Genomic DNA, 25,336 nt, shown 5'->3' with positions numbered 1-25,336 from the left:
ATTCCAGCTCCACCCCGAACAGTCCACCGACGCCATCGTCATCCACCACCCCGAAGCCAAGTACTTCAACGCCCGCTGAGACGCGTCTCACCGAGCACACTGATCGGATACGTCGTAGACTGGTCGGTCCACCGCAGGCCGGTTCCCCATGTGGGAACCGGCCTGATCGTCCCTCAAGGAGGTGCGCCCGGATGACCAGTACGGTCCCTGCGCCAGACACTCGTACGGCCGAAGGCTCAGCCCTGCAGGCCGTGCTCCTCGACATGGACGGAACCCTGGTGGACACCGAGGGCTTCTGGTGGGACGTCGAGGTCGAGGTCTTCGCCGGCCTCGGCCACGCTCTCGACGACTCCTGGCGCCATGTCGTGGTCGGCGGTCCCATGACCCGTAGCGCGGGGTTCCTGATCGAGGCCACCGGTGCGGACATCGCCCTCGCGGAGCTCACCGGGCTGCTGAACCAGGGCTTCGAGGACCGTATCGACCGTGCTCTGCCGCTGATGCCGGGGGCGACCCGGCTGCTGGCCGAACTCGCCGCGCACGAGATCCCGACGGCCCTGGTCTCCGCCTCGCACCGGCGCATCATCGACCGGGTGCTCACCTCGCTCGGGCCCCAGTACTTCGCCCTGACGGTCGCCGGTGACGAGGTGGGGCGCACCAAGCCACACCCCGATCCGTATCTGTTCGCCGCCGCCGGACTCGGCGTGGACCCGGCCAGATGCGCGGTCGTCGAGGACACCTCGACCGGCGTCGCGTCGGCAGAGGCCGCGGGCTGCCATGTGGTGGCGGTGCCGTCCGTGGCGCCCATCGCCCCGGCCGCCCGGCGCACCGTCGTGACCTCGCTCGAACAGGTGGACCTGGCATTTCTGCGCGGCCTGATGACGGAAATGCGCTAGGCGTTCACCCAGCGTGCGGTGCCGATAGCGCGGTAATTCCCCGAGGGTAATTCGACCGGGGCGGATGGCCGAATTCCGGTATCGGATCAGACCGCCGGGAATGTGACGTTCCCCACTCAGGCTGGGGTCGACAGGGGGAGAGGCGTATGGTCTCCGACCTCTGCCGGGGGTCTGCGGCGTGCCCTTGTGTCCCGATTCGTGAAACCCTGCACTAATCCTTCCGCCCTCGGGTTTTCGGTCCGTCCACAGCCGGTTTCGCTGCGTGATGGGGCCTCAACTCCGGTGGCTGCGAACAGTCCTGCAGGTGCGGACTAATCTCCTAGCGAGAACATCGCCCTTACCCCGTGATCCGCTGCGCCACCCCTGCATGCCGGGTACACGGACTCGACAGCTCTGGAGAAACTCGAGCATGAACCGCAAGACTTTGGTGCTGCCGGCCGTGATCGGCCTGCTCGCGCCGGTGCTCGCCGCCTGCGGTGGGTCCGGCAGCGGGAGTGACAGCGACGGTGCGATCGTCGTCGGCACCACGGACCGGTTCACCGCCTCGAAGGACGCCCCCGCGCCCCTCGACCCGGCGTACGCCTACGACGTCGGCACCTGGAACATCCTGCGCCAGACCGTGCAGACCCTGATGATCCAGCCGAAGGGCGAGGGCGAACCCGTACCCGAGGCCGCCCAGAGCTGCGGCTTCACCGACTCCGGCAACGAGCGCTACGCCTGCAAGCTCCGGGACGGCCTCAAGTTCGCCAACGGCGACGCGATCACCGCCGAGGACGTGAAGTTCTCGATCGACCGCGCCCTCGCGATCAAGGCCGACAGCGGTGTGTTCGCCCTGCTGTCCACCATCGACACCATCGAAACGCAGGGCGACAACGAAGTCATCTTTCATCTGAAGACCGCGGACGCCACCTTCCCGTTCAAGCTGTCGACCCCCGTCGCCGGCATCGTCGACCCCGACGACTACGAGAAGGGCAAGCTGCGCGACGGCTTCGACGTGGACGGCTCGGGCCCGTACACCATGCAGGCCGAGGTCAAGGACGACGAGCTCGTCGACGCCGTGTTCACCAAGAACCCCAACTACAAGGGGACGCTCAAGGTGAACAACGACAAGATCAGCCTGCGCTCCTTCGAGGGCGCCGACGCCATGGGCACCGCGCTCGACAAGGGCGACATCGACGTGATGACCCGCACCATGTCGCCGGAGCAGATCAACAAGCTCACCAACGCCACGGACGGCGACATCGACATCGTCGAGACGGCCGGCCTGGAGATCCGCTACCTGGGCTTCGACACCAACGCCCCGACGGTGAAGTCCAAGGCGGTCCGCCAGGCGATGGCCCAGCTGATCAACCGCAGCGAACTCGTCTCCAAGGTCTACGGCTCCCAGGCCGAGCCGCTGTTCTCGATGGTCCCGGCCAGCATCACGGGTCACTCCAACGCGTTCTTCAACAAGTACGGCGACCCGAACGTCACCAAGGCCAAGTCCCTGCTGAGCCAGGCCAACGTCACCGCCCCGGTGAAGCTGACGCTGCACTACACGACCGACCACTACGGCCCGGCCACCAAGCAGGAGTTCGAGGTGCTGCAGAAGCAGCTCAACGACAGCGGCCTGTTCGACGTCAGCATCGAGGGCGCCCCCTGGTCGACCTTCCGCTCCGCCGAGCAGAAGGGCGAGTACGACGTCTACGGGATGGGCTGGTTCCCGGACTTCCCGGACGCCGACAACTACCTCGCGCCGTTTCTGGACAAGGACAACACCATCGGCTCGCCGTATGTGAACAGCGAGATCCGCAACACCCTGATCCCGGAGTCCCGCCGCGAGGCGGACCGGCTGTCCGCGGCCGCCAGCCTGACGGACATTCAGGACATCGTCGCCGACGACGTTCCCGTCCTGCCGCTGTGGCAGGGCAAGCAGTACGTCGCCGCCCGCGACGACGTCACGGGGACCGCGTACGCGCTCAACTCCTCCTCGACGCTTCAGCTGTGGGAGCTCGGCCGTGGTGTGAGCGGCTGAACCTCCCGTGCCCGGGGCCCGGGAGGGTGGCCCCGGGGTTCCCGAAATCGACGACAAGGCACCTACTAGTGAACAAGCGCAACCCGTGGCCGGTCCTGCCCATCGTGGCTGGGCTGGCCTCCGGCCTGTTGACCGGCTGCGGAACGGGGTCCGGCGACTCCGGGGGCAGCGGCTCCTCCGTGGTGATGGGGATGTCCGACGAGGTCCTGGCCACCGACCCGGCCTCCGGCTACGACCCCGGCTCCTGGCTGTTGTTCAACAACGTCTTCCAGTCGCTGCTGAGCTTTCCCAAGGGCGGCACGGAACCCCAGCCGGAGGCCGCCGAGGAGTGCTCCTTCACGGACACGCGGACCCAGGTCTACGAGTGCACCCTGAAGGACGGTCTCAGGTTCAGCAACGGTGACTCGCTCACGTCCGAGGACGTCAAGTTCTCCTTCGACCGCATGCTGAAGATCAACGACGACGCCGGTCCCGCGATCATGTTCCCCATGCTGGAGAAGGTCGACACCCCGGACGAGAAGACGGTGGTCTTCCACCTCAACACGCCCGACGCCACGTTCCCGAGCAAGATCGCCTCGGGTGCCGGCTCCATCGTCGACCACACCCAGTACGACGCCGACGGACTGCGCGAGGACGGCGAGGCCGTCGGCTCCGGCCCGTACAAGCTGGACTCCTTCGGCGAGGACGAGGCCGTCTTCTCGGTCAACGAGAACTACAAGGGCACCGCCGACGCGCAGAACACCGGCGTCACGCTGAAGTTCTTCCACGGCGACCAGTCCGCACTGAAGAAGTCACTGCTCGCCAACAAGGTCGACATCGCCTACCGAGGCCTGTCCGCGAGCGACATCGCCGACATCGAGCAGGCCGACGACAGCTCCGGCGTGGAGATCGTCGAGGGCAGCAGCGCCGAGGTCCAGCACCTGGTCTTCAACATGGACGACCCGGTCACCGGCCGGCTCGGCGTCCGCAAGGCCATCGCCCACCTGCTCGACCGCGACGCCCTCATCAAGGACGTCTACCAGGGCACGGCCACCCCGCTGTACTCGATCATCCCGGCGGGTATCTCCGGCCACAACACGGCCTACTTCGACACCTACGGCGCCCGCCCCTCCAAGGCCAAGGCCGCCGCCGCCCTCCAGGCCGACGGCATCACCGGCAAGGTGAAGCTGACCCTGTGGTCGACCCCGTCCCGCTACGGCCCCGCCACCGACGACGAGCTGACGGCGATCGCCGAACAGCTCAACGCCAGCGGCCTGTTCGACGCCGAGGTGCAGTCCGTCGCCTTCGACAAGTACGAGAAGGACATCGCCGACGGCAAGTACGGCGTCTACGTCAAGGGCTGGGTGCCCGACTACCCGGACGCCGACAACTTCACGGCCCCCTTCTTCGGCGAGGGCAACGTGCTGAGCAACAACTACGCCAACAAGGCGATCACCGGCACGCTCATCCCGCAGACCGCCGCCCAGAGCGACCGCGCCGCCACCGACGACCCCTACGGCAAGCTCCAGGACATCGTCGCCGACGAACTCCCGGTCCTGCCCGTCTGGCAGGCCAAGCAGTACGCCGTCACCCGTGACGACGTCTACGGCCTGGAGTACTGCCTCGACGCCTCGACCGTGTTCCGGTTCTGGGAGCTCAGCAAGGGCTGAGCGAGGGCCCCACGAACGCCGAGGGCGCCCCCTGCTGGTGAGCGGGGGCGCCCTCGGCGTCGTAGAACCGTTTACTGCGCGCCGGGGCGCACCAGCCCGCTCTCGTACGCGTACACCGCCGCCTGAACCCGGTCGCGCAGCCCCAGCTTGGTGAGGACGTGACCGACGTGCGTCTTGACGGTGGTCTCGCTGACGAAGAGGTCGGCGGCGATCTCCGCGTTGGACAGGCCGCGTGCCACCAGCTTCAGCACCTCCACCTCCCGGTCGGTGAGGGTGTGCAGCGTGTCCGGGACCGGTTCCTCGCCGGACGGCAGATGCGTGGCGTACTTGTCGAGGAGCCGGCGCGTGATGCTCGGCGCGAGCATCGCCTCGCCCGAGGCCACCACCCGGATCGCCTGGACCAGTTCGTTGGCCGGGGCGTCCTTGAGCAGGAACCCGCTGGCTCCCGCGCGCAGCGCCTCCACCACGTACTCGTCGAGGTCGAACGTGGTCAGCACCAGCACCTTGGCCGGGCCGTCCCGCCCGGGCCCGGTGATCTGCCTGGTCGCCTCCACACCGTCCATCCGGGGCATACGGATGTCCATCAGAACCACGTCGGGCTGCAAGGCCCGCACCTGATCCAGAGCCTGGAGGCCGTCTCCGGCCTCGCCGACGACCGCGAGATCCTGCTCGGCCTCCAGAATCATCCGGAAGCCGGTACGCAGCAGCGGCTGGTCGTCGACCAGTAGGACGCGGATGGCCACGTAAGTCTCCTTCGCTAGTCCGGCCCCATTCTGCCCTGCGTCGCGTCCCCGGACTCCAGCGCCCTCACCGCCAGCGGATAGGGCGGGGGAGTGCCGCCGAACTCCGGGCAGTGGGCCTGGTGGTCGCACCAGCCGCACAGCTTGGTGGGACGGGGCCGCCATTCGCCGGTGTCCGTGGCCTCCCGGATCGCCTCCCACAGCGCGTGCAGCTTGCGCTCGACACGCTCCAGGTCGGCGAGAACGGGGTCGTACGTCACGACGTCACCGCTGCCGAGGTAGACGAGCTGGAGCCGGCGCGGGATCACGTTCTTCAGCCGCCACACCACCAGGGCGTAGAACTTCATCTGGAACAGGGCACCCTCGGCGTACTCGGGCCGGGGCGCCTTGCCCGTCTTGTAGTCGACGATCCGCACCTCACCGGTGGGCGCCACGTCGACCCGGTCGATGATCCCGCGCAGCTTCAGCCCGGACTCCAGCTGGGCCTCGATGAACAGCTCGCGCTCGGCGGGCTCCAGCCGGGTGGGGTCCTCCAGCGAGAACCAGCGCTCCACCAGCCGCTCCGCCTCGCCGAGCCAGCGCGCCAGCCGCTCACCCTCCGGATCGTCCGCGAACAGCTCGACGACCTCGGGGCGGCTCTCCCTGAGCCGGTCCCACTGGCCGGGGATGAGCGACTTGGCTCGGGGCGCGGTCCGCTCCGCGGCCGGGGCGTCGAAGAGCCGCTCCAGCACCGCGTGCACCAGCGTGCCCCTGGTCGCCGCCTCGCTCGGCTTCTCGGGCAGCCGGTCGATCACCCGGAACCGGTACAGCAGCGGGCACTGCATGAAGTCACTGGCACGCGAGGGGGACAGGGAGGTCGGTGCTATGGCGGTGGACCGGGCCGGGGCCGTCGTGGCCGCGGTGTCCCCTGCCTCTGCCTCTGTCGCCGTCACCGGCTCGGCTGGGACCGGCTGCTCCACCTCTGTGGTCTCGCCGCCGACGGCCGCCGTGACTCCCCCTGTGCTCGTCTCCATGACGACAGACCATACGGCCCGCCACTGACAGTGACCCATTCACGGTCATGGCCGGTGCGACGACGGAGGAAACGCGGGGGTGCCGGGGCGGACGCGTCGCGACGGCCGCATACCATCGACCCGAGACCCTCCCGTCCGGCAGGCACGGGAGACGCTTCGAACGAGGGGACACCGTGGACGAGAGCGGCGGTAGCGGGCAGCCGCGGCCCGGCAACGACGAGTCGGCCGAGCGCCACGCGACACCTGCGGCCCCGGCCCCCGACCCCGCACGCCCCAACCCCACCGTCACCGACGAGAACCCTCCACCCGACGAACCGACCATGGTCGTACGACGGTTGGACGCGCCCCACGAGGAGAACACCGGGGACGACCGGACGGGCAGCGAAGCCGTGGGCCACGAAGGCGAGAGCCACGAAGCCGGCGGCTCCGCGGCCAAGGGCCATGAAGCCGGCGGTGTCAACGGTCACGAAGGCAGAGCGCCCGAAGATCCCGCCTCCGGGGCAACGGGTCCGCGAACCGACACTCCCGGCACACAGGGCGCCGAAGCAGCGGGGCTCGCACCGCACGCGCCCGAAGCGGCGGGCCCCCGACCGCACGGTGCCGAAGCGCAGGGACCTGAGAATCCGGCCACGGCAGAGCTCGGCTCCAAAGCCAGGGCCGCCACAGACTTCGGCTCCGACTCCGAGGCCCAGGCGGAGCTCGGCTCTGACCCCAAGGCCCCGTCAGAGCTCGGTTCCGACGCCAAGACCCCCGCAGAGCCCAGCGGTGACGCCGGAGCTCCCGCACCCGACGGCTCCGAAACCCACGCCTCCGCAGGCCACGGACAGCGCACGCAGGGTAGCGAGGCCCAGGCCCCCGCAGGCCAGGGGCAGGGCGCCGGCGCCCCCGGCCCTGCCCCCGCCGCCGCGCCCCACACCGAGGGCCCCCCTCACACCGAAGCCCCCGTCGGCGGTCGCCCGCCCGCCCCCGCACCCCACCCCGGCGACCACCCCAGCACCGACACCTCCGTCGGCGACCGCACCCTCGCCCGCTCCGGTCTCGCCAAGGGCCGTCCGCCCAGGCGCCGCCGGGAACCCGGGCCCGGCGGTGGGCTGCTGATGGGGCGGCCGTTCGGGGTGCCGGTGTATGTCGCGCCCAGTTGGTTCCTCGTCGCCGCACTGATCACCTGGGTGTTCGGCGGTCAGCTCGACCGCGTGCTGCCGGAGCTCGGCGCCGCCCGCTACCTGGTCTCCCTCTTCTTCGCGGTCGCCTTCTACGCCTCGGTGCTCGTCCACGAACTGGCCCACACGGTCGCGGCCCTCCGCTTCAAGCTGCCCGTCCGCCGCATCCAGCTCCAGTTCTTCGGCGGGGTCTCCGAGATCGAGAAGGAGGCCGAGACCCCGGGACGGGAGTTCTGGCTGGCCTTCGTCGGCCCGCTGCTGTCCCTCGTTCTCTCCGGCCTCTTCTACCTCGCCCTGCTGCCCGTCGAGCCCGGCACGGTCCCGGGCGTGCTGCTGGCCGGCCTGATGATCTCCAACCTCATCGTCGCCGCCTTCAACCTCCTGCCCGGCCTGCCCCTCGACGGCGGCCGCATGCTCCGCGCGGTCGTCTGGAAGATCACCGGCAAGCCGATGAGCGGCACCATCGCCGCCGCCTGGGTCGGCCGCGCCCTCGCCGTCTGTGTCCTGATCGGCCTGCCGCTGCTCACCCAGTCCGGGGCGCTCGGCTCCAACGCCGAGGACAACGTCGGCATGGACACCGTCATGGACGCCCTGCTCGCCGCGATCCTCGCCGCGATCATCTGGACCGGCGCCGGCAACAGCCTGCGCATGGCGCGGCTGCGCGAGCACCTGCCCGACCTGCGCGCCCGCAACCTCACCCGTCGCGCGGTCCCCGTGGAGACGAACACCCCGCTCTCGGAGGCCCTGCGCCGCGCCAACGCGGCCGGCGCCCGCGCCCTGGTCGTCGTCGACGCCGACGGCAACCCGATGTCCCTCGTCCGCGAGGCCGCCATCGTAGGCGTACCGGAACACCGACGCCCCTGGGTCGCCGTCAGCAGCCTCGCCCAGGACCTCACCGAGGGCATGCGCGTGTCCGCGGAGCTGGCCGGCGAGGACCTCCTGGACGCCCTGCGCACCACCCCGGCCACCGAGTACCTGGTCGTCGAGGACACCGGTGAGATCTACGGCGTCCTGTNAGCTGGCCGGCGAGGACCTCCTGGACGCCCTGCGCACCACCCCGGCCACCGAGTACCTGGTCGTCGAGGACACCGGTGAGATCTACGGCGTCCTGTCGGCGGCCGACGTGGAGCGGGCCTTCGTGAAGGCGATGGCCCGCCCGAGCTGAACACCGGGTGGTCGGCGCCTCCCCCAAACGCCGGTAGGCTGGTCACATGTCCGAACCGACCGGTGCCGCCCGCAGGCGCGGGCCCTTCAAGGTCGGGGACCAGGTTCAGCTGACCGACCCCAAGGGCCGCCACTACACGTTCACGCTCGAGGCCGGGAAGAACTTCCACACCCACAAGGGTTCCTTCCCGCACGACGAACTGATCGGCGCTCCAGAGGGCAGCGTTGTCCGCACCACCGGGAACGTCGCCTACCTCGCGCTGCGCCCCCTGCTCCCCGACTACGTCCTGTCCATGCCCCGCGGGGCAGCCGTCGTCTACCCGAAGGACGCGGGGCAGATCCTCGCCTTCGCCGACATCTTCCCCGGCGCACGCGTCGTCGAGGCCGGCGTCGGCTCCGGCTCGCTCAGCAGCTTCCTGCTGCGCGCCATCGGCGACCAGGGCATGCTGCACTCGTACGAGCGCCGCGAGGACTTCGCCGAGATCGCCCAGCAGAACGTGGAGCGCTACTTCGGCGGCCCGCACCCGGCCTGGCAGCTCACCATCGGTGACCTCCAGGACAACCTGAGCGACCCCGACGTCGACCGGGTCATCCTCGACATGCTCGCCCCGTGGGAGTGCCTGGAGGCCGTTTCCAAGGCGCTCGTCCCCGGCGGCATCCTGTGCTGCTACGTGGCGACCACCACCCAGCTCGCCCGGACCGTCGAGTCCATCCGCGAGATCGGCTGCTTCAACGAGCCGTCGGCCTGGGAGTCGATGATCCGCAACTGGCACGTCGAGGGCCTGGCCGTCCGCCCGGACCACCGGATGATCGGCCACACCGGCTTCCTGCTCACCGCCCGTCGCCTCGCCGACGGCGTCGAGCCGCCCATGCGCCGCCGCCGCCCCGCAAAGGGCGCCTACGGCGAGGACTACACCGGCCCCAACGCCGACGCGGGCGCAGGCCGCTAGCGCACGCCCCCAGGGCGGCCTCGTGCCGCGACAACGCGCAAACGCCGTGGCCGAGTTCCCGCAGACCGTCGGGAACTCGGCCGCGGCGCATCCATGTTGACGCGGAGCCAGAATCCGTGGCTCCCATGGTCCGGCCCGTCGGTCCGGGGGTTCGCCGGGCCGGTGCCAGGTGAACTGCCACCCCGGCGTTCCCCCGCACTGTGACGTGTGGCACCATGCAGGCCACCCCCACCGGTACAGCCCCACGGGAGACCCACCTAGTGCAGCAATCCGCCGTCCCGGAACTGGCACACACCCACACCCGTCCGATCCACTGGGTCGCCACCGCGACGGCGGTCGCCGCGGTCGTGGCCCTCTCCTCGGTCCTTCAGCCCAACCCGGCCACGGCGGCCCAGGCGGCCGGCCCGGAGACCAAGGGCGCCCCGGCCGTCACCGCGCCCCCCGATCCCACGGGTGTCGACTTCCCGCTCGAGTGCGGTCGGGTCAAGGAACTCGTGCTGAAGAAGGCCTCCGGAGACCTTGACGGCGACGGCAGGCCGGAGACGGTGGTCGTGGTGCACTGCGACGCGGCGATGGGAACCCCGCCCGACGGCGTGTACGTCCTCACCCGGGCGGCGGACGGCGGCAAGCCCCGGGTGGTCGCCACTCTGGTCGACCCCAAGGACCGACTCACCGTGACCGACTTCGCCCTCCGTGACGGAGCCGTCCTCGCGACACTGCTCGGCTACTCGTCCGCCGACGTGCCCAGTTGCTGCCCGGACGTCAAGGACAGCGCGAAGTGGGCGTGGAAGCACGGTGCGTTCGTGCGCTCGACACCCGCCGGTGCACAGAACGTCTGAACCGCGACGACCCGCCTGTGTGACACATCAGACAGCGGTAACGGGGCGTGGTGTCAAGGTCACTCGGCGTCAGGACCGAAGACCTCGACCTTGTCCGAAACGCGACGGACGTGGATGCAGTCGCCCGGGCATTCCTTCGCGGAGTCCACCACATCGGTGAGAAGCGGCAACGGTACGGGCGTTGTGGCGCCCTTGTCCTGAAGGAGCTCGTCGCCGGAGCCCTTCACGTAGGCCAGGCCGTCGATGTCCAGCTCGAACACCTCGGGCGCGTACTGGGCGCAGATGCCGTCGCCGGTACACAGATCCTGGTCGATCCAGACCTCCAGATCCTCGCTGGTGGCCCCGGCCTGCTGCTGCACGGTCATCTCTCCTGCCGTTTCTGCGTCGAGCCGGACGGGAATCCGGCCAGCTCTGACGGGCGTTGAACACTTTGACCCTACCTCCGGCAGCTTTCCAATCATGTTCGGTGGGTATTCCCCTGGCGTGAGGGAGAGCGCAAGGGTGAAGATCGGACACACCCCGACAGTCTTTTGATCTAGGGGTTTCAATCGACACCCACCCAGGTAGGGTCTGGAAGCGTCCAGCTCCCCTTGGAGGAGGTGAGGACCGTGGCAGCCCACGACGACGACATGAACCGCGGCATCCGCCCGGGACGAGGGTCCGAGGACCCCGTCGGGCAGATTGCCTACCTTGAGCAGGAGATCGCCGTCCTGCGACGTAAGCTCGCCGACTCTCCGCGACACACGAGGATTCTCGAAGAGCGGATCGTCGAGCTGCAGACCAATCTGGCCGGCGTGTCCGCTCAGAACGAGCGACTCGCTAACACTCTCCGTGAGGCCCGAGACCAGATCGTGGCTCTCAAGGAGGAAGTCGACCGGCTCGCGCAGCCGCCGGCCGGCTTCGGTGTCTTCCTGCAGGCGAACGAGGACGGCACCGCCGACATCTTCACCGGTGGCCGCAAACTCCGGGTGAACGTCAGCCCCAGCGTCGAGGTCGACGAGCTCCGGCGCGGCCAGGAACTGATGCTCAACGAAGCTCTCAACGTGGTCGAGGCCATGGAGTACGAGAGCGTCGGCGACATCGTCACCCTCAAGGAGATCCTCGAGGACGGCGAGCGCGCCCTCGTGGTGGGGCACACCGACGAGGAACGGGTGGTGCGGCTCGCCGAGCCACTGCTGGACGTCGTCATCCGTCCCGGCGACGCCCTGCTGCTCGAACCCCGGTCCGGCTATGTCTACGAGGTCGTACCGAAGAGCGAGGTCGAGGAGCTCGTCCTCGAAGAGGTTCCGGACATCGGCTACGAGCAGATCGGCGGTCTGGGCGGCCAGATCGAGGCGATCCGCGACGCGGTCGAGCTTCCGTACCTCTACCCCGACCTCTTCAAGGAGCACGAACTGCGGCCGCCCAAGGGCGTCCTGCTGTACGGGCCTCCCGGATGCGGCAAGACACTCATCGCCAAGGCCGTCGCCAACTCGCTGGCCAAGAAGGTCGCCGAGGTGACCGGGCAGGCCACGGGCAAGAGCTTCTTCCTCAACATCAAGGGCCCCGAGCTCCTGAACAAGTACGTCGGCGAGACCGAGCGGCAGATCCGCCTCGTCTTCCAGCGTGCTCGTGAGAAGGCCAGCGAGGGCACTCCCGTCATCGTCTTCTTCGACGAGATGGAGTCCCTCTTCCGCACCCGTGGCTCCGGTGTCAGCTCGGACGTGGAGAACACCATCGTCCCGCAGCTGCTCGCCGAGATCGACGGCGTGGAGGGCCTGCAGAACGTGGTCGTGATCGGTGCCTCCAACCGTGAGGACATGATCGACCCCGCCATCCTGCGACCCGGCCGGCTGGACGTGAAGATCAAGATCGAGCGTCCGGACGCCGAGGCGGCCAAGGACATCTTCGGCAAGTACCTCACCGAGCGTCTGCCGCTGCACTCCGACGACGTCGGCGAGCACAGTGGAAGCAAGGCCGGCACGGTCCAGAGCATGATCCAGACGGCCGTGGAACACATGTACGCGGAATCCGAGGAAAACCGCTTCCTGGAGGTCACCTACGCCAATGGCGACAAGGAAGTCCTGTACTTCAAGGACTTCAATTCCGGCGCCATGATCGAGAACATCGTGGGCCGCGCCAAGAAGATGGCGATCAAGGACTTCCTGGAGCACAACCAGAAGGGCCTGAGGGTTTCCCACCTCCTGCAGGCCTGTGTGGACGAGTTCAAGGAAAACGAGGACCTGCCCAACACCACCAACCCGGACGACTGGGCCCGTATCTCCGGCAAGAAGGGCGAACGGATCGTTTACATTCGTACGCTCATCACCGGAAAGCAGGGTGCGGACACCGGACGCTCCATCGACACGGTGGCGAACACCGGTCAGTACCTGTAAAAGACAGGGCGGCTGCGGGTGCCCTTACCGGGTACCCGCAGCCGACTGTTTTTCGGGCGATGCTGGAGCAAGGCAATGACGCAAATGATCTCCCCACCAGCGCAGTGGCGTTCTAGGCTCTTCGGTACCGCCGAGTCGCGCAGTGCGGGGACGGGCACCGCACACGCACCGGAGCGCCAGCGGTACTTGAGCGGTGCCCCCGACCGAGGGCGCCGCCGGGCAAGGAGGGCCGCATGACCGTACGGCGAGTAATGGGCATCGAGACGGAGTACGGGATCTCCGTCCCCGGTCACCCCAACGCCAATGCCATGCTCACCTCGTCCCAGATCGTCAACGCCTACGCGGCGGCGATGCACCGGGCCCGCCGGGCCCGCTGGGATTTCGAGGAGGAGAACCCGCTGCGGGACGCGCGAGGCTTCGACCTCGCCCGCGAGGCCGCCGACTCCAGCCAGCTCACCGACGAGGACATCGGCCTGGCCAACGTGATCCTCACCAACGGTGCGCGGCTCTACGTCGACCACGCGCACCCCGAGTACAGCTCTCCCGAGGTCACCAACCCCTGGGACGCCGTCCTGTGGGACAAGGCCGGCGAGCGGATCATGGCCGAGGCCGCCGAGCGTGCCGCCCAGCTCCCGGGCGCACAGCCGATCCATCTCTACAAGAACAACACCGACAACAAGGGCGCCTCCTACGGGACGCACGAGAACTACCTGATGAAGCGGGAAACCCCGTTCTCGGACATCGTGCGCCACCTGACGCCGTTCTTCGTCTCCCGCCAGGTCGTCACCGGGGCGGGCCGCGTCGGCATCGGCCAGGACGGGCACGAGCACGGCTTCCAGCTCAGTCAGCGTGCCGACTACTTCGAGGTCGAGGTGGGCCTGGAGACCACCCTCAAGCGCCCGATCATCAACACCCGCGACGAGCCGCACGCCGACGCCGAGAAGTACCGCCGCCTGCACGTGATCATCGGCGACGCGAACCTCTCGGAGATCTCCACCTACCTGAAACTGGGCACGACGGCGCTCGTCCTGTCCATGATCGAGGACGGCTTCATCGCCGTCGACCTGGCGGTCGACCAGCCCGTCCGCACCCTGCACCAGGTCTCCCACGACCCGACGCTCAAGCGTCTGGTCACGCTCCGCAGCGGCCGGACCCTCACCGCGGTCCAGCTGCAGATGGAGTACTTCGAGCTGTCGCGCAAGTACGTGGAGGAGCGGTACGGCGCGGACGCGGACGACCAGACCAAGGACGTACTGGCCCGCTGGGAGGACACTCTCAACCGCCTGGAGCACGACCCCATGAGCCTGGCCGGCGAGCTGGACTGGGTCGCCAAGCGGGAGCTCATGGAGGGCTACCGGCGCCGGGACGACCTCGACTGGGATGCCGCCCGGCTGCACCTGGTGGACCTCCAGTACGCCGACGTACGCCCCGAGAAGGGCCTCTACAACCGTCTGGCGGCCCGCGGCCGCATCAAGCGGCTGCTGAACGACGACCAGGTCGAGCGGGCCCGTACGAAGCCGCCGGAGGACACGCGTGCGTACTTCCGCGGCCGCTGCCTGGAGCAGTACGCCGACGACGTCGCCGCGGCCTCCTGGGACTCCGTGATCTTCGATCTGCCGGGCCGGGACTCGCTCCAGCGGGTTCCAACCCTCGAACCGCTTCGCGGAACGCGAAATCACGTCAAGGAGCTCCTGGACCGCTGTCGGACGGCGGAAGACCTGGTCAGGGTGCTGTCGGGCAACTGAGGGGGTACTCGGGGCCGACCCGGTCCCACAGGGTGGAATCCCCGCCGTCCGGGAATCATCGAGGTGGTCCCCGGACGTTGAGGGAACTGCGGGGCCGATGTCGGACCCTGCTTGTAGGGTCTGATCAAGAACGTCGAACCGAGCGGGGTGAGGGTTATGGCGACCAAGGACACCGGCGGCGGACAGCAGAAGGCGACGCGCAACACCGAGGAGGTCGAGGAGGCGCCCGAGGCGCAGGCATCCGAAGACCTCAAGGAGCGCCAGGAGAAGCTGAGCGACGACGTCGACTCGGTACTGGACGAGATCGACGACGTCCTCGAGGAGAACGCTGAGGACTTCGTGCGTTCCTTCGTGCAAAAGGGCGGTCAGTAACGCCCGTTGTCCGTCCCGGAGTCGGCCTGCGCACAGCAGGTCGTCGCCGGGACGGATGACCGGCGTCGGCACGGGTATGGTCCGTGCACAGATTTGATGATCGGCTCGGCCGTTCCCGTCGGGCCGCCGCCTTACGTGGAAGGAATCGCGTGGAAGCCAACCCTCGTAGCACCGGGCGTCTGCCGGCTGCCTTCCTGACGCCCGGCTCGTCCTCCTTCATGGACTTCCTGTCCGAACACCAGCCGGAGATCCTCCCGGGCAACCGGCAGCTCCCGCCCACCCAGGGCGTGATCGAGGCGCCGCACGGCACCACGATCGTGGCCGTGACGTTCCCCGGCGGTGTCGTGCTCGCCGGTGACCGGCGCGCCACGATGGGCAACGTCATCGCCCAGCGCGACATCGAGAAGGTCTTCCCGGCCGACGAGTACTCGGCCGTCGGCATCGCCGGCACCGCCGGTCTCGCGGTCGAGATGGTCAAGCTCTTCCAGCTCGAGCTGGAGCACTTCGAGAAGGTCGAGGGGGCGCAGCTCTCCCTGGAGGGCAAGGCGAACCGCCTGTCGACCATGATCCGTTCCAACCTCGGCATGGCCATGCAGGGCCTCGCCGTGGTCCCGCTCTTCGCCGGGTACGACGTGGACCGGGGCAGGGGCCGCATCTTCTCCTACGACGTCACCGGCGGCCGCTCCGAGGAGCACAACTTCGCCGCCACCGGCTCCGGCTCGATCTTCGCCCGGGGCGCCATGAAGAAGTTCTTCCACGACGGCCTGACCGAGGCCGAGGCCACGATGCTCGTGGTGCAGGCCCTCTACGACGCGGCAGACGACGACTCGGCGACCGGCGGTCCCGATGTCGCCCGCCGGATCTACCCGATCGTCACCGTGATCACCGAGGACGGCTTCCGCCGGCTCGGCGAGGACGAGTCCTCCGAGATCGCCCGCTCGATCCTGGAGCGGCGCCTGGAGCAGCCCGACGGCCCGCGCGCCGCCCTGCTGTAGCCGACGGGCCGGTCCTACCAAGGTGATCCACGGAATTCGACGGAACTCAGAAGAGAGGGACGGATAACCGGTGTCGACGCCGTTCTATGTCTCACCCCAGCAGGCCATGGCCGACCGGGCGGAGTACGCCCGCAAGGGCATCGCCCGTGGCCGCAGCCTGGTCGTGCTGCAGTACGCCGACGGCATCGTCTTCGTCGGCGAGAACCCGTCCCGCGCGCTGCACAAGTTCAGCGAGATCTACGACCGGATCGGCTTCGCGGCCGCCGGCAAGTACAACGAGTACGAGAACCTCCGCATCGGCGGCGTCCGGTACGCCGACCTGCGCGGTTACACCTACGACCGTGACGACGTGACGGCCCGCGGTCTGGCCAACGTCTACGCGCAGACCCTGGGCACGATCTTCTCCTCCGCGGCCGAGAAGCCGTACGAGGTGGAGCTGGTCGTCGCCGAGGTCGGGGAGACGCCCGAGGGCGACCAGATCTACCGGCTGCCGCACGACGGTTCGATCGTGGACGAGCACGGCTCGGTCGCGGTCGGCGGCAACGCCGAGACGATCAGCAACTACCTGGACCAGCGTCACGAGGACGGTATGTCGCTCGCCGGGGCGCTGAAGCTGGCGGTCCAGGCCCTGTCCCGCGACACCAACGGCAGTGAGCGGGAGATCCCCGCGGAGCGTCTGGAGGTGGCGGTGCTGGACCGTACGCGCCCCCAGAAGCGCAAGTTCAAGCGCATCGTCGGCGGCCAGCTCGGCCGGCTGCTGGAGACCGGCGGAGCGACCACCGAGGCCGAGAGCGCCGAGGAACCCGACGAGAAGTAGTCCACCGCGACCTGATGTGCCCCGGCCGACCCTCGGCCGGGGCACAGGTGCTTCAGGAGGCCCGCGGTGGCGCCGTGGAGCCCCGGACGACCAGCTCGACGGGAATGTCCCCGGCCTCGGGCGTACGGCCCTCCAGGACCGCCAGCAGGGCCCGCATCCCGCGTTCGCCGAACAGCTCCGCGTCCAGCCGCACGGTCGTCAGCTCCGGGTCGATGGCCGTGGCCAGGGCGAGGTCGTCGAGCCCGGTGACGGACACGTCGTCGGGCACCCGCAGGCCGAGGCGGCGCAGCGCCTTGTAGGCACCGGCGGCGAGCTTGTCGTCGTCGCACACCAGCGCGGTCGGCCGTGGGCCGGGGGCGGACAGGGCGGCCTCCGCGGCGGTCACGGCGCCCTCGATGGAGATCGGCGCGCGGGCCGTGCGGACCGTGGTGCCGGGCACGGCACCGACCCGTGCGGCCAGTTCCCGGGCGCGTACCTCGAAGGTCCAGGACGGCACGTCCGCCGCGAGGTGCAGGAAGCGGCGGTGTCCGAGGCCCAGCAGGTGCTCGGCGACCTGTCGTACGCCGTCCACGATGTCCAGGTTGACCGTGGCCGCTCCGAGGCTTCCGGAAGGGTCGCTGTCCAGCATCACCAGCGGCAGCTGGTCGCCGCGGATCGCGGTGAGCGCGTCGGCGGCCATGGAGGAGGCGATGACGCCGTCCAGGGCGGCCTGCGCGGAGGCGAAGGGGTCCCGGGCGGGGCCGACGCCCTCGGGGGAGGGGTACAGGACCACACCGAAGCCGTGTTCGGCGGCGACCCGGGCGGCGCCCGTGTAGACGCCGGCGAAGAACTCGGTCGTCAGCGCGGGGACCACCAGGAGGACCGTGCGGGTGTGTCCCAGGCGCAGGTTGCGGGCCGCCAGGTTGGGCCGGTAGCCCAGCTCCCGCGCGGCCTCCCGGACGCGCTCGGCGGTCGTCTCCGACACCCGCCCGCGCCACTTGTCGCCGAGGACCAGCGAGACCGCGGCCTGCGAGACGCCGGCGGCCTGGGCGACGTCACGGCTCGTGGGGCGGGTGCTGCCTCGTGCCACCGGCTGCCTGCTCTTTCGTCTGGACGCGTGAACAGCGCACATGGTACGTATGACAGAGGACGTTATACGTAAAACCTCAAGCGTCACCGGCGCACCGGGCGAGCAAAGGGCGGGACATGGCGGCGGGATACCTGGACATCCTCAGGGCGAGGCACGCCGTCCGGCTGCTCGCCGGCACGCTGGTGGGGCGGCTGCCGAACGCCACCGCCGCCATCGCGATCGTGCTGTTCGTGCGTGCGGAGGGCGGCACCTACAGCCTGGCCGGCGGGCTCGCGGCCGCGTACGGCGTGGCCAACGCCGTGGGCCAGCCGGTGCTCGGGCGCCTGGTGGACCTGCACGGCCAGCCGCGCGTCCAACTGCCCGCCGCGCTCGCGTCGGCCCTCGCGATGGCCGCCTTCGCCTTCGCGGGCACCGACCCGCTGCCGCTCGCCTACGCCGCCGTGGCGGCAGCCGGGCTCTTCACGCCGCCCCTGGAGGGCGGCCTGCGCGCGCTGTGGCCGAACGTCCTCCCCAAGGAGGACCAGGTGCACACCGCGTACGCCATGGACGCGGTCGCCCAGGAAATCATGTTCACCGTCGGGCCGTTGCTGGTGACCCTGTGCACGGCCGTGTGGTCGGCTCAGGCGGCGCTGCTCGTCCTGAACGTCGTCGGGGTGCTGGGCGCGCTCTCCGTGGTCGTGTCGCCGCCCTCGCGCGCGTGGCGCTCGGCGCCGCGCGAGGCACACTGGCTCGGCGCCCTCAGGTCGCCCGGACTTGTCGCCCTGCTCGGAGCGTTCCTCTTCGTGGGCATCGCGCTCGGCTCCATCACGGTCGCCTCGGTGCCGTACGCGGACGACAACGGCGGTGACGCGGTGTACGGCTGGCTGATGGCGGCCATCGGCCTGGGCGCGCTCATCGGCGGCGTGTTCTACGGGGCGCGGCAGTGGACCGGTGAGCCGGCCCGGAGACTGCAGGTCCTGGTGGCCTTCCTGGCGGTGTGTTACCTGCCGCTCACCCTGATGCCGGGCGCGGTCGCCATGACGCTGCTGACGGTCCTCGCCGGCCTCTTCCTCGCGCCCGCCATCGCCTGCGCGTTCGTACTGGTGGACCGGCACGCCCCGCGCGGGACGGTCACCGAGGCGTTCTCCTGGCTCGTGACCACGTTCACCGTCGGCGCGTCGCTGGGAACGGGCCTCGCGGGCCCGGTCGTCGAGGCGGGCGGAGCCCTGTGGGGCTTCGTCATGCCGGGCGCCGCAGGAGGCGTGTCGCTGCTGGTTCTGCTGGCCACAGGGCGGGTCCTCACAGCTTCCGCCAGGGGCGCGGTGGTTGCGTCTTCATCGGAAAATGATCCAAACCGTGCTGTCGAACCCCGTTTCAGCTCGGGGGATCGGGCGTAATGTTCACTCATGGACCGCCGCATTTTCGGGCTGGAGAACGAGTACGGCGTCACGTGTACGTTCAGGGGACAGCGGCGCCTGTCTCCCGACGAGGTGGCGCGGTACCTCTTCCGCCGTGTCGTGTCATGGGGCCGCAGCAGCAATGTCTTTCTGCGAAACGGCGCCCGCCTCTATCTCGACGTGGGATCACATCCGGAATACGCGACACCCGAATGTGACAACGTGACCGAACTGGTCACCCACGACAAAGCGGGCGAGCGCATTCTCGAAGGACTACTGGTGGACGCCGAACGACGCCTGCACGAGGAAGGAATCGCGGGCGACGTCTACCTCTTCAAGAACAACACCGACTCGGCGGGCAACTCCTACGGCTGCCACGAGAACTATCTGGTGGCCCGGCACGGGGAGTTCTCCCGGCTCGCGGACATTCTCATTCCGTTCCTCGTCACGAGGCAGCTTCTCTGCGGCGCCGGCAAGGTGCTGCAGACCCCGCGGGGCGCGGTGTACTGCGTCAGTCAGCGGGCCGAGCACATCTGGGAGGGCGTCTCCTCGGCGACGACCCGCTCCCGGCCGATCATCAACACCCGCGACGAACCGCACGCCGACGCCGAGCGCTACCGCCGCCTGCACGTCATCGTGGGCGACTCCAACATGTCCGAGACGACCATGCTGCTCAAGGTCGGCGCCACCGACCTGGTGCTGCGCATGATCGAGGCGGGCACCGTGATGCGCGACCTCACCCTGGAGAACCCGATCCGGGCGATCCGCGAGGTCAGCCACGACATCACCGGCCGCCGCAAGGTCCGCCTGGCCAGCGGCCGCGAGGCCTCCGCCCTGGAGGTGCAGCGCGAGTACTACGAGAAGGCCGTGGACTTCTGCGAGCGCCGCGGCATCCGCACCGGCACCGTGGAGCAGGTCCTGGAGCTGTGGGGCCGCACGCTGGACTCGATCGAGGCCGAGGACCTCGACCGGATCGGCACCGAGATCGACTGGGTCATGAAGTACAAGCTCATCGAGCGGTACCGGGCCAAGCACAACATGACCATGTCCCACCCGCGGGTCGCGCAGATAGACCTCGCCTACCACGACATCCACCGCCGTCGTGGCCTGTACTACCTGCTGGAGAAGAAGGGCCAAGCCGCCCGGATCTGCAACGACTTGAAGATCTTCGAAGGCAAGTCGGTTCCGCCGCAGACCACTCGCGCGCGGCTGCGCGGCGACTTCATCCGGCGGGCGCAGGAACAGCGCCGTGACTTCACGGTCGACTGGGTCCACCTCAAGCTCAACGACCAGGCGCAGCGCACCGTGTTGTGCAAGGACCCGTTCCGTTCCGTGGACGACCGGGTGGAGAAGCTGATCGCAGGTATGTGAGCAACCCGTTCCGGAGGAACGTCCGGAACGCAACACGGGCGCCGTACGTTCTACGTACGGCGCCCTTCTCACGCCGTAGAGTTGCGCGCACGCCATCAACAAGATCGACGATTACGAGGCCCCCACTGTGCGCCGACGCTCACTCCTCATCGCCGTACCCACAGGACTGGTCACTCTCGCCGGATGCGGCGACGACGAGTCCGGCTCCAGTGAGGCGAGCGACAGCGCGTCGCCCTCGGCGTCGGCCTCGCCGTCCGTCCCCGCACCGAAGATCGTCGACGGGCCCCTTCCGGCGATCACCGCGGGCACGAAGTTCGGCGAGAAGCCGACGGTCGCCAAGGGCAGCGGCGACCCGTCCAAGGACCTCGCGGTGAAGACGATCACTGCGGGCAACGGCACCACGGTGGCCGAGAACGACTACATCCAGGCGAACTACCTCGGTCAGATCTGGGACACGGCGAAGGTCTTCGACAACTCCTACGACCGCAAGACGCCCCTGCTCATCCAGCTCGCCCCGAGCAGCATCATCGACGGCTGGCGTTATGCCCTGGCCGGCAAGAAGACCGGCAGCCGGGTCCAGTTCTCCGTGCCGCCCACCTGGGGGTACGGCAAGGAGGGCTACGCGGAGGGCGGCATCAAGGGCACCGACACGCTGGTCTTCGTCGTCGACCTGCTGAAGACGTTCAACGCCAAGAGTTCCGCCAAGGGCACGAACGTCGCGCAGGACAACGTGGACGTGCCGAAGGTCGGCACCAACACCGACGGCAAGGCACCCTCCATCGAGGTCCCCAAGAGCGACGCGCCGAAGAAGCTGGTCGCGAACTACGTCATCGAGGGCGACGGCGAAGAGGTCGCCGCCGAGAACACCGTGCTGGTGCAGTACAAGGGCGTCCTGTGGGACTCCGGCAAGGAGTTCGACTCGACGTACGGCCGCAAGGCACTGACGTCGTTCTCGCTCCAGCAGGTCGTCAAGGGCTGGTCGCAGGGTCTGACCGGCAAGAAGGTCGGCAGCCGCGTCCTCATCGTCGTCCCGCCGGACCTGGGGTACGGCGACAGCCCGCCGGCCGGCAGCGAGATCAAGAAGGACTCCACGCTGGTCTTCTCGGTCGACATCCTCGCCAAGATGTGACCCCACATCCTCGCGAGGATGTGACCCACTGAGATGCAAGACTGTGTCTGTTGCCTTTCCGTACACAAGCAGGAGCTAGAGACGTGAGCATCGACAAGCCCGAGATCGACTTCCCGGGCGGCGAGCCCCCGGCGGACCTGGAGATCAAGGACATCTGGGAGGGCGACGGCGAGGTGGCGCAGGCGGGCCAGACCGTCACCGTCCACTACGTCGGCGTTGCCTTCAGCACCGGCGAGGAGTTCGACGCCAGCTGGAACCGTGGTACTCCGTTCCGCTTCCCGCTGGGTGGCGGCCGGGTCATCAAGGGCTGGGACCAGGGCGTGCAGGGCATGAAGGTCGGCGGCCGCCGCCAGCTGACCATCCCCGCCCACCTCGCCTACGGCAACCAGAGCCCGACCCCGGCGATCAAGCCCGGCGAGACGCTGATCTTCGTGGTCGACCTCCTCGGGGTCTGATCGTCCGACGACCGGTCTCGACCACCTGGGGCCCATGCCTGTCCGGGCATGGGCCCTCGGCTTTTGCCGCGCCACTTCAGGGCGGTACGGTCATCGTTCGTAAGCACCATAGGGAGGCGAAGGGCGTCGATGGCCATTGCCAAGGCCGAGCGACTGATGAACCTGGCGCTGTGTCTGCTCGGGACGCGGCGGCCGCTCAGCAAGCGCGAGCTGCGTGAGTCCATCGAGGCCTACCTGGAAGCCGGGTCGGACGACTCCTTCAACCGGATGTTCGAGCGCGACAAGGACGATCTGCGCGAACTCGGCCTGATCATCGAGACCGTCGAGAACCTGGACGGCGAGATCGGCTACCTGGCCCGCCGCGACAGCAACCGCCTCCCGCCCGTCACCCTGGACGCCGAGGAGGCCGCCGCCCTGGGGCTGGCCGCCAAGGTCTGGCAACAGGCCCGGCTCGCGGGCGCGGCCAGTGGCGCCCTGCAGAAGCTGCGCGCCGCGGGACTCCCCGAGGACTTCGACCCGTACGAGACCCATGGCGCCCTGGAACCACGCATCCCGGTGCACGAGGCCGCGTTCGAGCCGCTGATGCTGGCCTGCCGCGACCGCCGCCCGGTGGTCTTCGACTACCGCAAGGCCACCGCCGCCCACCCCGAGACCCGGCACGTCGAGCCCTGGGCGCTGGAATGCTGGCGTGGCCACTGGTACCTGGCGGGCTGGGACCGCGACCGCAGCGCCGAGCGGGTGTTCCGGCTGTCCCGGATCACCGGCAAGGTACGCACCCGCGGCGCCCGGTACACCGCCCCCGTGCCCGACGTCGTCACCGTCCGCGAGACCGTCGCGAGCTGGGCCGGCGAGACCGCCGACCGCTCCGCGCTGATCCGGCTGCGCTCCGACGCGGGCTACCCCCTGCGGGCCAAGGCCGTCTCGGTACGGGAACTGGGGGACGGCTGGGACGAGTTGGAGATTCCGTACGGCCACGGCCTGGACGCCTGGCTGGTGGAGTTCGGGCCGGACGTGGTGGTCCTGGAGCCCGCCGAACTGCGGGCCGACGTGCTGGACCGGCTGCGTGCCGTGGCCAAAGGCTGAGGGGGCGTAAGAACGTGGTGGGAAAACCGGCCAGGCCGGCGAACGCCATCGACCAGACCCGGCGGATGCTCTCCCTGATGACGTATCTGAGGGAGCGCCCCGGCGCCCGGGTCGAGGACGTCGCCCGGGCCTTCGGGATCACCGAGGACGAGCTGGTCTCCGACCTCGACGTGCTGCCCATGTGCGGCACCAGCTTCCGCGGCGGCGATCTGCTCGACATCGACACCGACGGCGAGCGCATCTGGTGGCACAACCCCGATGACGTGGCCGAGCCCCTGCGGCTCGCCTCCGACGAGGCCACCGCCCTGCTGGTCGCCGCCCGCGCGGTGTCCACGCTGCCCGGCCTGCGCGAGAGCGACCGGCAGGCGCTGCTGCGGGCCACCGCCAAGGTGGAGGCCGCGGCCGGCGAGCAGGCGGGGGCGAGCTCCCGGCTGTCCGTGACCTTCGAGTCGGAGGGCGGCGTGTTCGCGGACGTCGACCGGGCCATCTCGGAGCGGCGCCGCCTGTGGATCCGCTACTACTCGCCCGCCCGCGACGAGGTCACCGAGCGCGAGATCGACCCGATCCGCCTGGTCAGCGTCGGTCACACCTACGTCGAGGCCTGGTGCCGCCGCTCCGAGGCGCGCCGCACCTTCCGGCTCGACCGGGTGGCCGAGATCAAGATCCTCGACGAGCCGTCCGCCCCGCCCGAGATCGAGCTGCGGGACCTGTCCGAGGGACTGGTGCAGCCCGCCGCCGAGGACCCCGAGGTCGTCGTCGAGGTCGGTCCCGGCGGACGCTGGGTCGCCGAGTACTACCCGCACGACAGTGCGGATGAACTGCCGGACGGCGGGCTGCGTATCACCCTGCGCACCCCGGAACCGGCCTCGCTCAAGCGGCTGGCGCTGCGGCTCGGGCGCGACGGCCGGATCGTCTCGCCGCGTGACCTCGCCGACAGCGCCCGCGAGGCGGCCCGCGAGGCACTGGCGGCGTACGACGGGATCGAGGCGCACGGCGGGGTCGAGGCGCACGGCGCTCCCGGAGCGCCCGTGGTGCACGACGGACAGGACGACAGGCAGGAGCAGGCGCTTTGAGCGAGTCGTCGACGCCCGGTGCCGGGGTCACGGTGGCCGCCGCGTTCGCCGGGATGAGGAACGTGACGCCGGTGACGTTCAGGGCGGGCTGCCCGGACTGCCGGGGCCGCTTCGAGCTCGCCGCGAGCGCCCTGCGCCTGGCCATCGGCGCCACGAGCCGCACCACCTTCTACTCGTTCACCTGCCCCGACTGCGCGTCGGTGGTCCGCAAGCCGGCGGGGGAGCGGATCGTCGAGCTGCTGACGGGCGGCGGGGTCAGGACCCTGCGGCTCCACTCGACCCTCTAGGCTCGGCTCCATGTTCTGGCCGATGTTCGCGGTAGCTGTGGGTTTCCTGGGTCTCGCCGTTCTCGGTGTGCTCGCCGTACGGGTCTTCCTGGAGGCGCAGCGTCTGGGCAGGCAGGTCACGGACTCGGCGCGGCGCATCAACCGGGCTGCGGAGGATCTGGAGCGTGCCTCCATGAGCGCGGCCCGCTCTGTGGACTCACTGTGAGTCGTCCGGTGTGTTCCCTGTGAGTCACGGGTGTGATGCGCTTTGGGCCACTTCGCCCTGTCGACTTGGTGGTTCCGGCAGGTACGCTGCATGTCGCGGTCCGGAGAACGAGGCCCGGACCGCGGACAGGGAGTATGCACAGGGATTGCCACGCGTTTACCCCTGAGCGTTACGATCGCTGTCAGCACGATCGTTCGGACACCTGTCCGACCGGTCGGACAGCTCCCCACTCCAGCCGCCTCGGTGAGAAGGTAAAGACTTATGTTCGGAAGGCTCGGCGCCCCCGAGATCATTCTCATCCTCGTCGTCATCATCCTGCTGTTCGGCGCCAAGAAGCTTCCGGACATGGCGCGCTCGCTCGGCAAGTCCGCGCGAATCCTCAAGAGCGAGGCCAAGGCGATGAAGTCCGAGGGTCAGGACAACGCGTCCGCTCCCGCGGCGCCGCCGCACGAGGACCAGCAGCCCCCCGTCCAGCGCACCATCCAGGCCGCCCCCGGTGACGTGACGAGCTCGCGCCCGGTCACCGAGCCGACGGACACGACCAAGCGCTGACGCAGGGCCG

General features: G+C 69.4%; 23 protein-coding genes and 1 pseudogene. 20 read left to right on the top strand and 4 right to left on the bottom strand.

Annotated elements, in window-relative coordinates; genetic code table 11:
* Window positions 1-191 precede the first annotated feature (191 nt).
* From ACWBNA_RS34975 to ACWBNA_RS34965, 3 genes are all read left to right on the top strand, one after another.
* On the top strand, window positions 192-893 hold the full coding sequence (locus ACWBNA_RS34975) for an HAD family hydrolase (protein WP_482708526.1): 702 nt from the start codon (window positions 192-194) through the stop codon (window positions 891-893).
* Between the two features lie 409 nt (window positions 894-1,302).
* Window positions 1,303-2,907, top strand: a complete 1,605-nt coding sequence (locus tag ACWBNA_RS34970) for an ABC transporter substrate-binding protein (protein ID WP_482708525.1) — start codon at window positions 1,303-1,305, stop codon at window positions 2,905-2,907.
* A gap of 68 nt (window positions 2,908-2,975) precedes the next feature.
* Entirely contained in the window at window positions 2,976-4,556 is a 1,581-nt protein-coding gene (locus tag ACWBNA_RS34965; protein ID WP_482708524.1) for an ABC transporter substrate-binding protein, read from the top strand.
* A 71-nt stretch (window positions 4,557-4,627) separates the two neighbouring features.
* Here ACWBNA_RS34965 and ACWBNA_RS34960 read toward each other — a convergent pair whose 3' ends face one another.
* Window positions 4,628-5,299, bottom strand: a complete 672-nt coding sequence (locus ACWBNA_RS34960) for a response regulator (protein ID WP_030038367.1) — start codon at window positions 5,297-5,299, stop codon at window positions 4,628-4,630.
* Between the two features lie 14 nt (window positions 5,300-5,313).
* Window positions 5,314-6,309 (bottom strand): RecB family exonuclease, encoded by a 996-nt coding sequence (locus ACWBNA_RS34955; RefSeq protein WP_482708523.1) that lies wholly within the window; start codon window positions 6,307-6,309, stop codon window positions 5,314-5,316.
* 1,046 nt (window positions 6,310-7,355) lie between these two features.
* Here ACWBNA_RS34955 and ACWBNA_RS34950 point away from each other — a divergent pair.
* The 3 genes and pseudogenes from ACWBNA_RS34950 to ACWBNA_RS34940 form a co-directional block, all read left to right on the top strand.
* Window positions 7,356-8,634, top strand: a pseudogene (locus ACWBNA_RS34950) (site-2 protease family protein); the annotation flags it as partial.
* 46 nt (window positions 8,635-8,680) lie between these two features.
* Entirely contained in the window at window positions 8,681-9,583 is a 903-nt protein-coding gene (locus ACWBNA_RS34945; protein ID WP_482708522.1) for a tRNA (adenine-N1)-methyltransferase, read from the top strand.
* Window positions 9,584-9,843: 260 nt separating this feature from the next.
* Window positions 9,844-10,422 carry a hypothetical protein gene (locus tag ACWBNA_RS34940; RefSeq protein WP_482708521.1) on the top strand — a complete coding sequence of 193 codons (579 nt, stop codon included), beginning with the start codon at window positions 9,844-9,846 and terminating at the stop codon, window positions 10,420-10,422.
* 59 nt (window positions 10,423-10,481) lie between these two features.
* On the opposite strand, the gene ACWBNA_RS34935 is transcribed toward ACWBNA_RS34940, so the two are convergent.
* A complete protein-coding gene (locus tag ACWBNA_RS34935) occupies window positions 10,482-10,787 on the bottom strand; it encodes a ferredoxin (RefSeq protein ID WP_482708520.1) in 306 nt (101 codons plus the stop codon).
* A 243-nt stretch (window positions 10,788-11,030) separates the two neighbouring features.
* Between ACWBNA_RS34935 and arc the strand changes: the two genes are divergently transcribed.
* From arc to prcA, 5 genes are all read left to right on the top strand, one after another.
* Window positions 11,031-12,797, top strand: a complete 1,767-nt coding sequence (gene arc, locus ACWBNA_RS34930; protein ID WP_482708519.1) for a proteasome ATPase — start codon at window positions 11,031-11,033, stop codon at window positions 12,795-12,797.
* A gap of 233 nt (window positions 12,798-13,030) precedes the next feature.
* Window positions 13,031-14,542 carry a depupylase/deamidase Dop gene (gene dop, locus ACWBNA_RS34925; protein WP_482708518.1) on the top strand — a complete coding sequence of 504 codons (1,512 nt, stop codon included), beginning with the start codon at window positions 13,031-13,033 and terminating at the stop codon, window positions 14,540-14,542.
* 156 nt (window positions 14,543-14,698) lie between these two features.
* A complete protein-coding gene (locus ACWBNA_RS34920) occupies window positions 14,699-14,914 on the top strand; it encodes a ubiquitin-like protein Pup (protein ID WP_030038375.1) in 216 nt (71 codons plus the stop codon).
* 149 nt (window positions 14,915-15,063) lie between these two features.
* On the top strand, window positions 15,064-15,909 hold the full coding sequence (gene prcB / locus ACWBNA_RS34915) for a proteasome subunit beta (protein WP_053754280.1): 846 nt from the start codon (window positions 15,064-15,066) through the stop codon (window positions 15,907-15,909).
* 70 nt (window positions 15,910-15,979) lie between these two features.
* Window positions 15,980-16,726 carry a proteasome subunit alpha gene (prcA, locus tag ACWBNA_RS34910; protein WP_482708517.1) on the top strand — a complete coding sequence of 249 codons (747 nt, stop codon included), beginning with the start codon at window positions 15,980-15,982 and terminating at the stop codon, window positions 16,724-16,726.
* Between the two features lie 52 nt (window positions 16,727-16,778).
* Here the strand turns inward: prcA and ACWBNA_RS34905 are convergent, their stop codons facing one another.
* The gene (locus tag ACWBNA_RS34905) at window positions 16,779-17,795 is read right to left on the bottom strand and encodes a LacI family DNA-binding transcriptional regulator (protein WP_482708516.1); all 1,017 of its coding nucleotides are present in this window, start codon (window positions 17,793-17,795) and stop codon (window positions 16,779-16,781) included.
* A gap of 116 nt (window positions 17,796-17,911) precedes the next feature.
* Here ACWBNA_RS34905 and ACWBNA_RS34900 point away from each other — a divergent pair, with 116 nt between their 5' ends.
* From ACWBNA_RS34900 to tatA, 9 genes are all read left to right on the top strand, one after another.
* On the top strand, window positions 17,912-19,171 hold the full coding sequence (locus ACWBNA_RS34900) for an MFS transporter (protein WP_482708515.1): 1,260 nt from the start codon (window positions 17,912-17,914) through the stop codon (window positions 19,169-19,171).
* 9 nt (window positions 19,172-19,180) lie between these two features.
* Window positions 19,181-20,542 carry a Pup--protein ligase gene (gene pafA, locus ACWBNA_RS34895; protein WP_053192758.1) on the top strand — a complete coding sequence of 454 codons (1,362 nt, stop codon included), beginning with the start codon at window positions 19,181-19,183 and terminating at the stop codon, window positions 20,540-20,542.
* A 127-nt stretch (window positions 20,543-20,669) separates the two neighbouring features.
* Complete coding sequence (locus tag ACWBNA_RS34890) at window positions 20,670-21,671, top strand: FKBP-type peptidyl-prolyl cis-trans isomerase (protein WP_482708514.1); 1,002 nt, start codon at window positions 20,670-20,672, stop codon at window positions 21,669-21,671.
* 83 nt (window positions 21,672-21,754) lie between these two features.
* Window positions 21,755-22,126 carry an FKBP-type peptidyl-prolyl cis-trans isomerase gene (locus tag ACWBNA_RS34885; protein ID WP_030835713.1) on the top strand — a complete coding sequence of 124 codons (372 nt, stop codon included), beginning with the start codon at window positions 21,755-21,757 and terminating at the stop codon, window positions 22,124-22,126.
* Window positions 22,127-22,255: 129 nt separating this feature from the next.
* The gene (locus ACWBNA_RS34880; protein ID WP_482708513.1) at window positions 22,256-23,209 is read left to right on the top strand and encodes a helix-turn-helix transcriptional regulator; all 954 of its coding nucleotides are present in this window, start codon (window positions 22,256-22,258) and stop codon (window positions 23,207-23,209) included.
* Between the two features lie 14 nt (window positions 23,210-23,223).
* Window positions 23,224-24,282, top strand: a complete 1,059-nt coding sequence (locus tag ACWBNA_RS34875; protein ID WP_482708512.1) for a helix-turn-helix transcriptional regulator — start codon at window positions 23,224-23,226, stop codon at window positions 24,280-24,282.
* Entirely contained in the window at window positions 24,279-24,569 is a 291-nt protein-coding gene (locus tag ACWBNA_RS34870) for a hypothetical protein (protein WP_482708511.1), read from the top strand. Before ACWBNA_RS34875 ends, ACWBNA_RS34870 begins: the two co-directional genes overlap by 4 nt.
* 10 nt (window positions 24,570-24,579) lie before the next feature.
* Complete coding sequence (locus ACWBNA_RS34865) at window positions 24,580-24,774, top strand: hypothetical protein (RefSeq protein ID WP_266442604.1); 195 nt, start codon at window positions 24,580-24,582, stop codon at window positions 24,772-24,774.
* Window positions 24,775-25,035: 261 nt separating this feature from the next.
* Complete coding sequence (gene tatA, locus ACWBNA_RS34860; protein WP_482708510.1) at window positions 25,036-25,326, top strand: Sec-independent protein translocase subunit TatA; 291 nt, start codon at window positions 25,036-25,038, stop codon at window positions 25,324-25,326.
* Window positions 25,327-25,336 lie beyond the last annotated feature (10 nt).

The sequence above is a fragment of the Streptomyces sp. Q2 genome (assembly GCF_056820935.1).
This window is presented reverse-complemented; position numbering and strand designations above follow the sequence as displayed.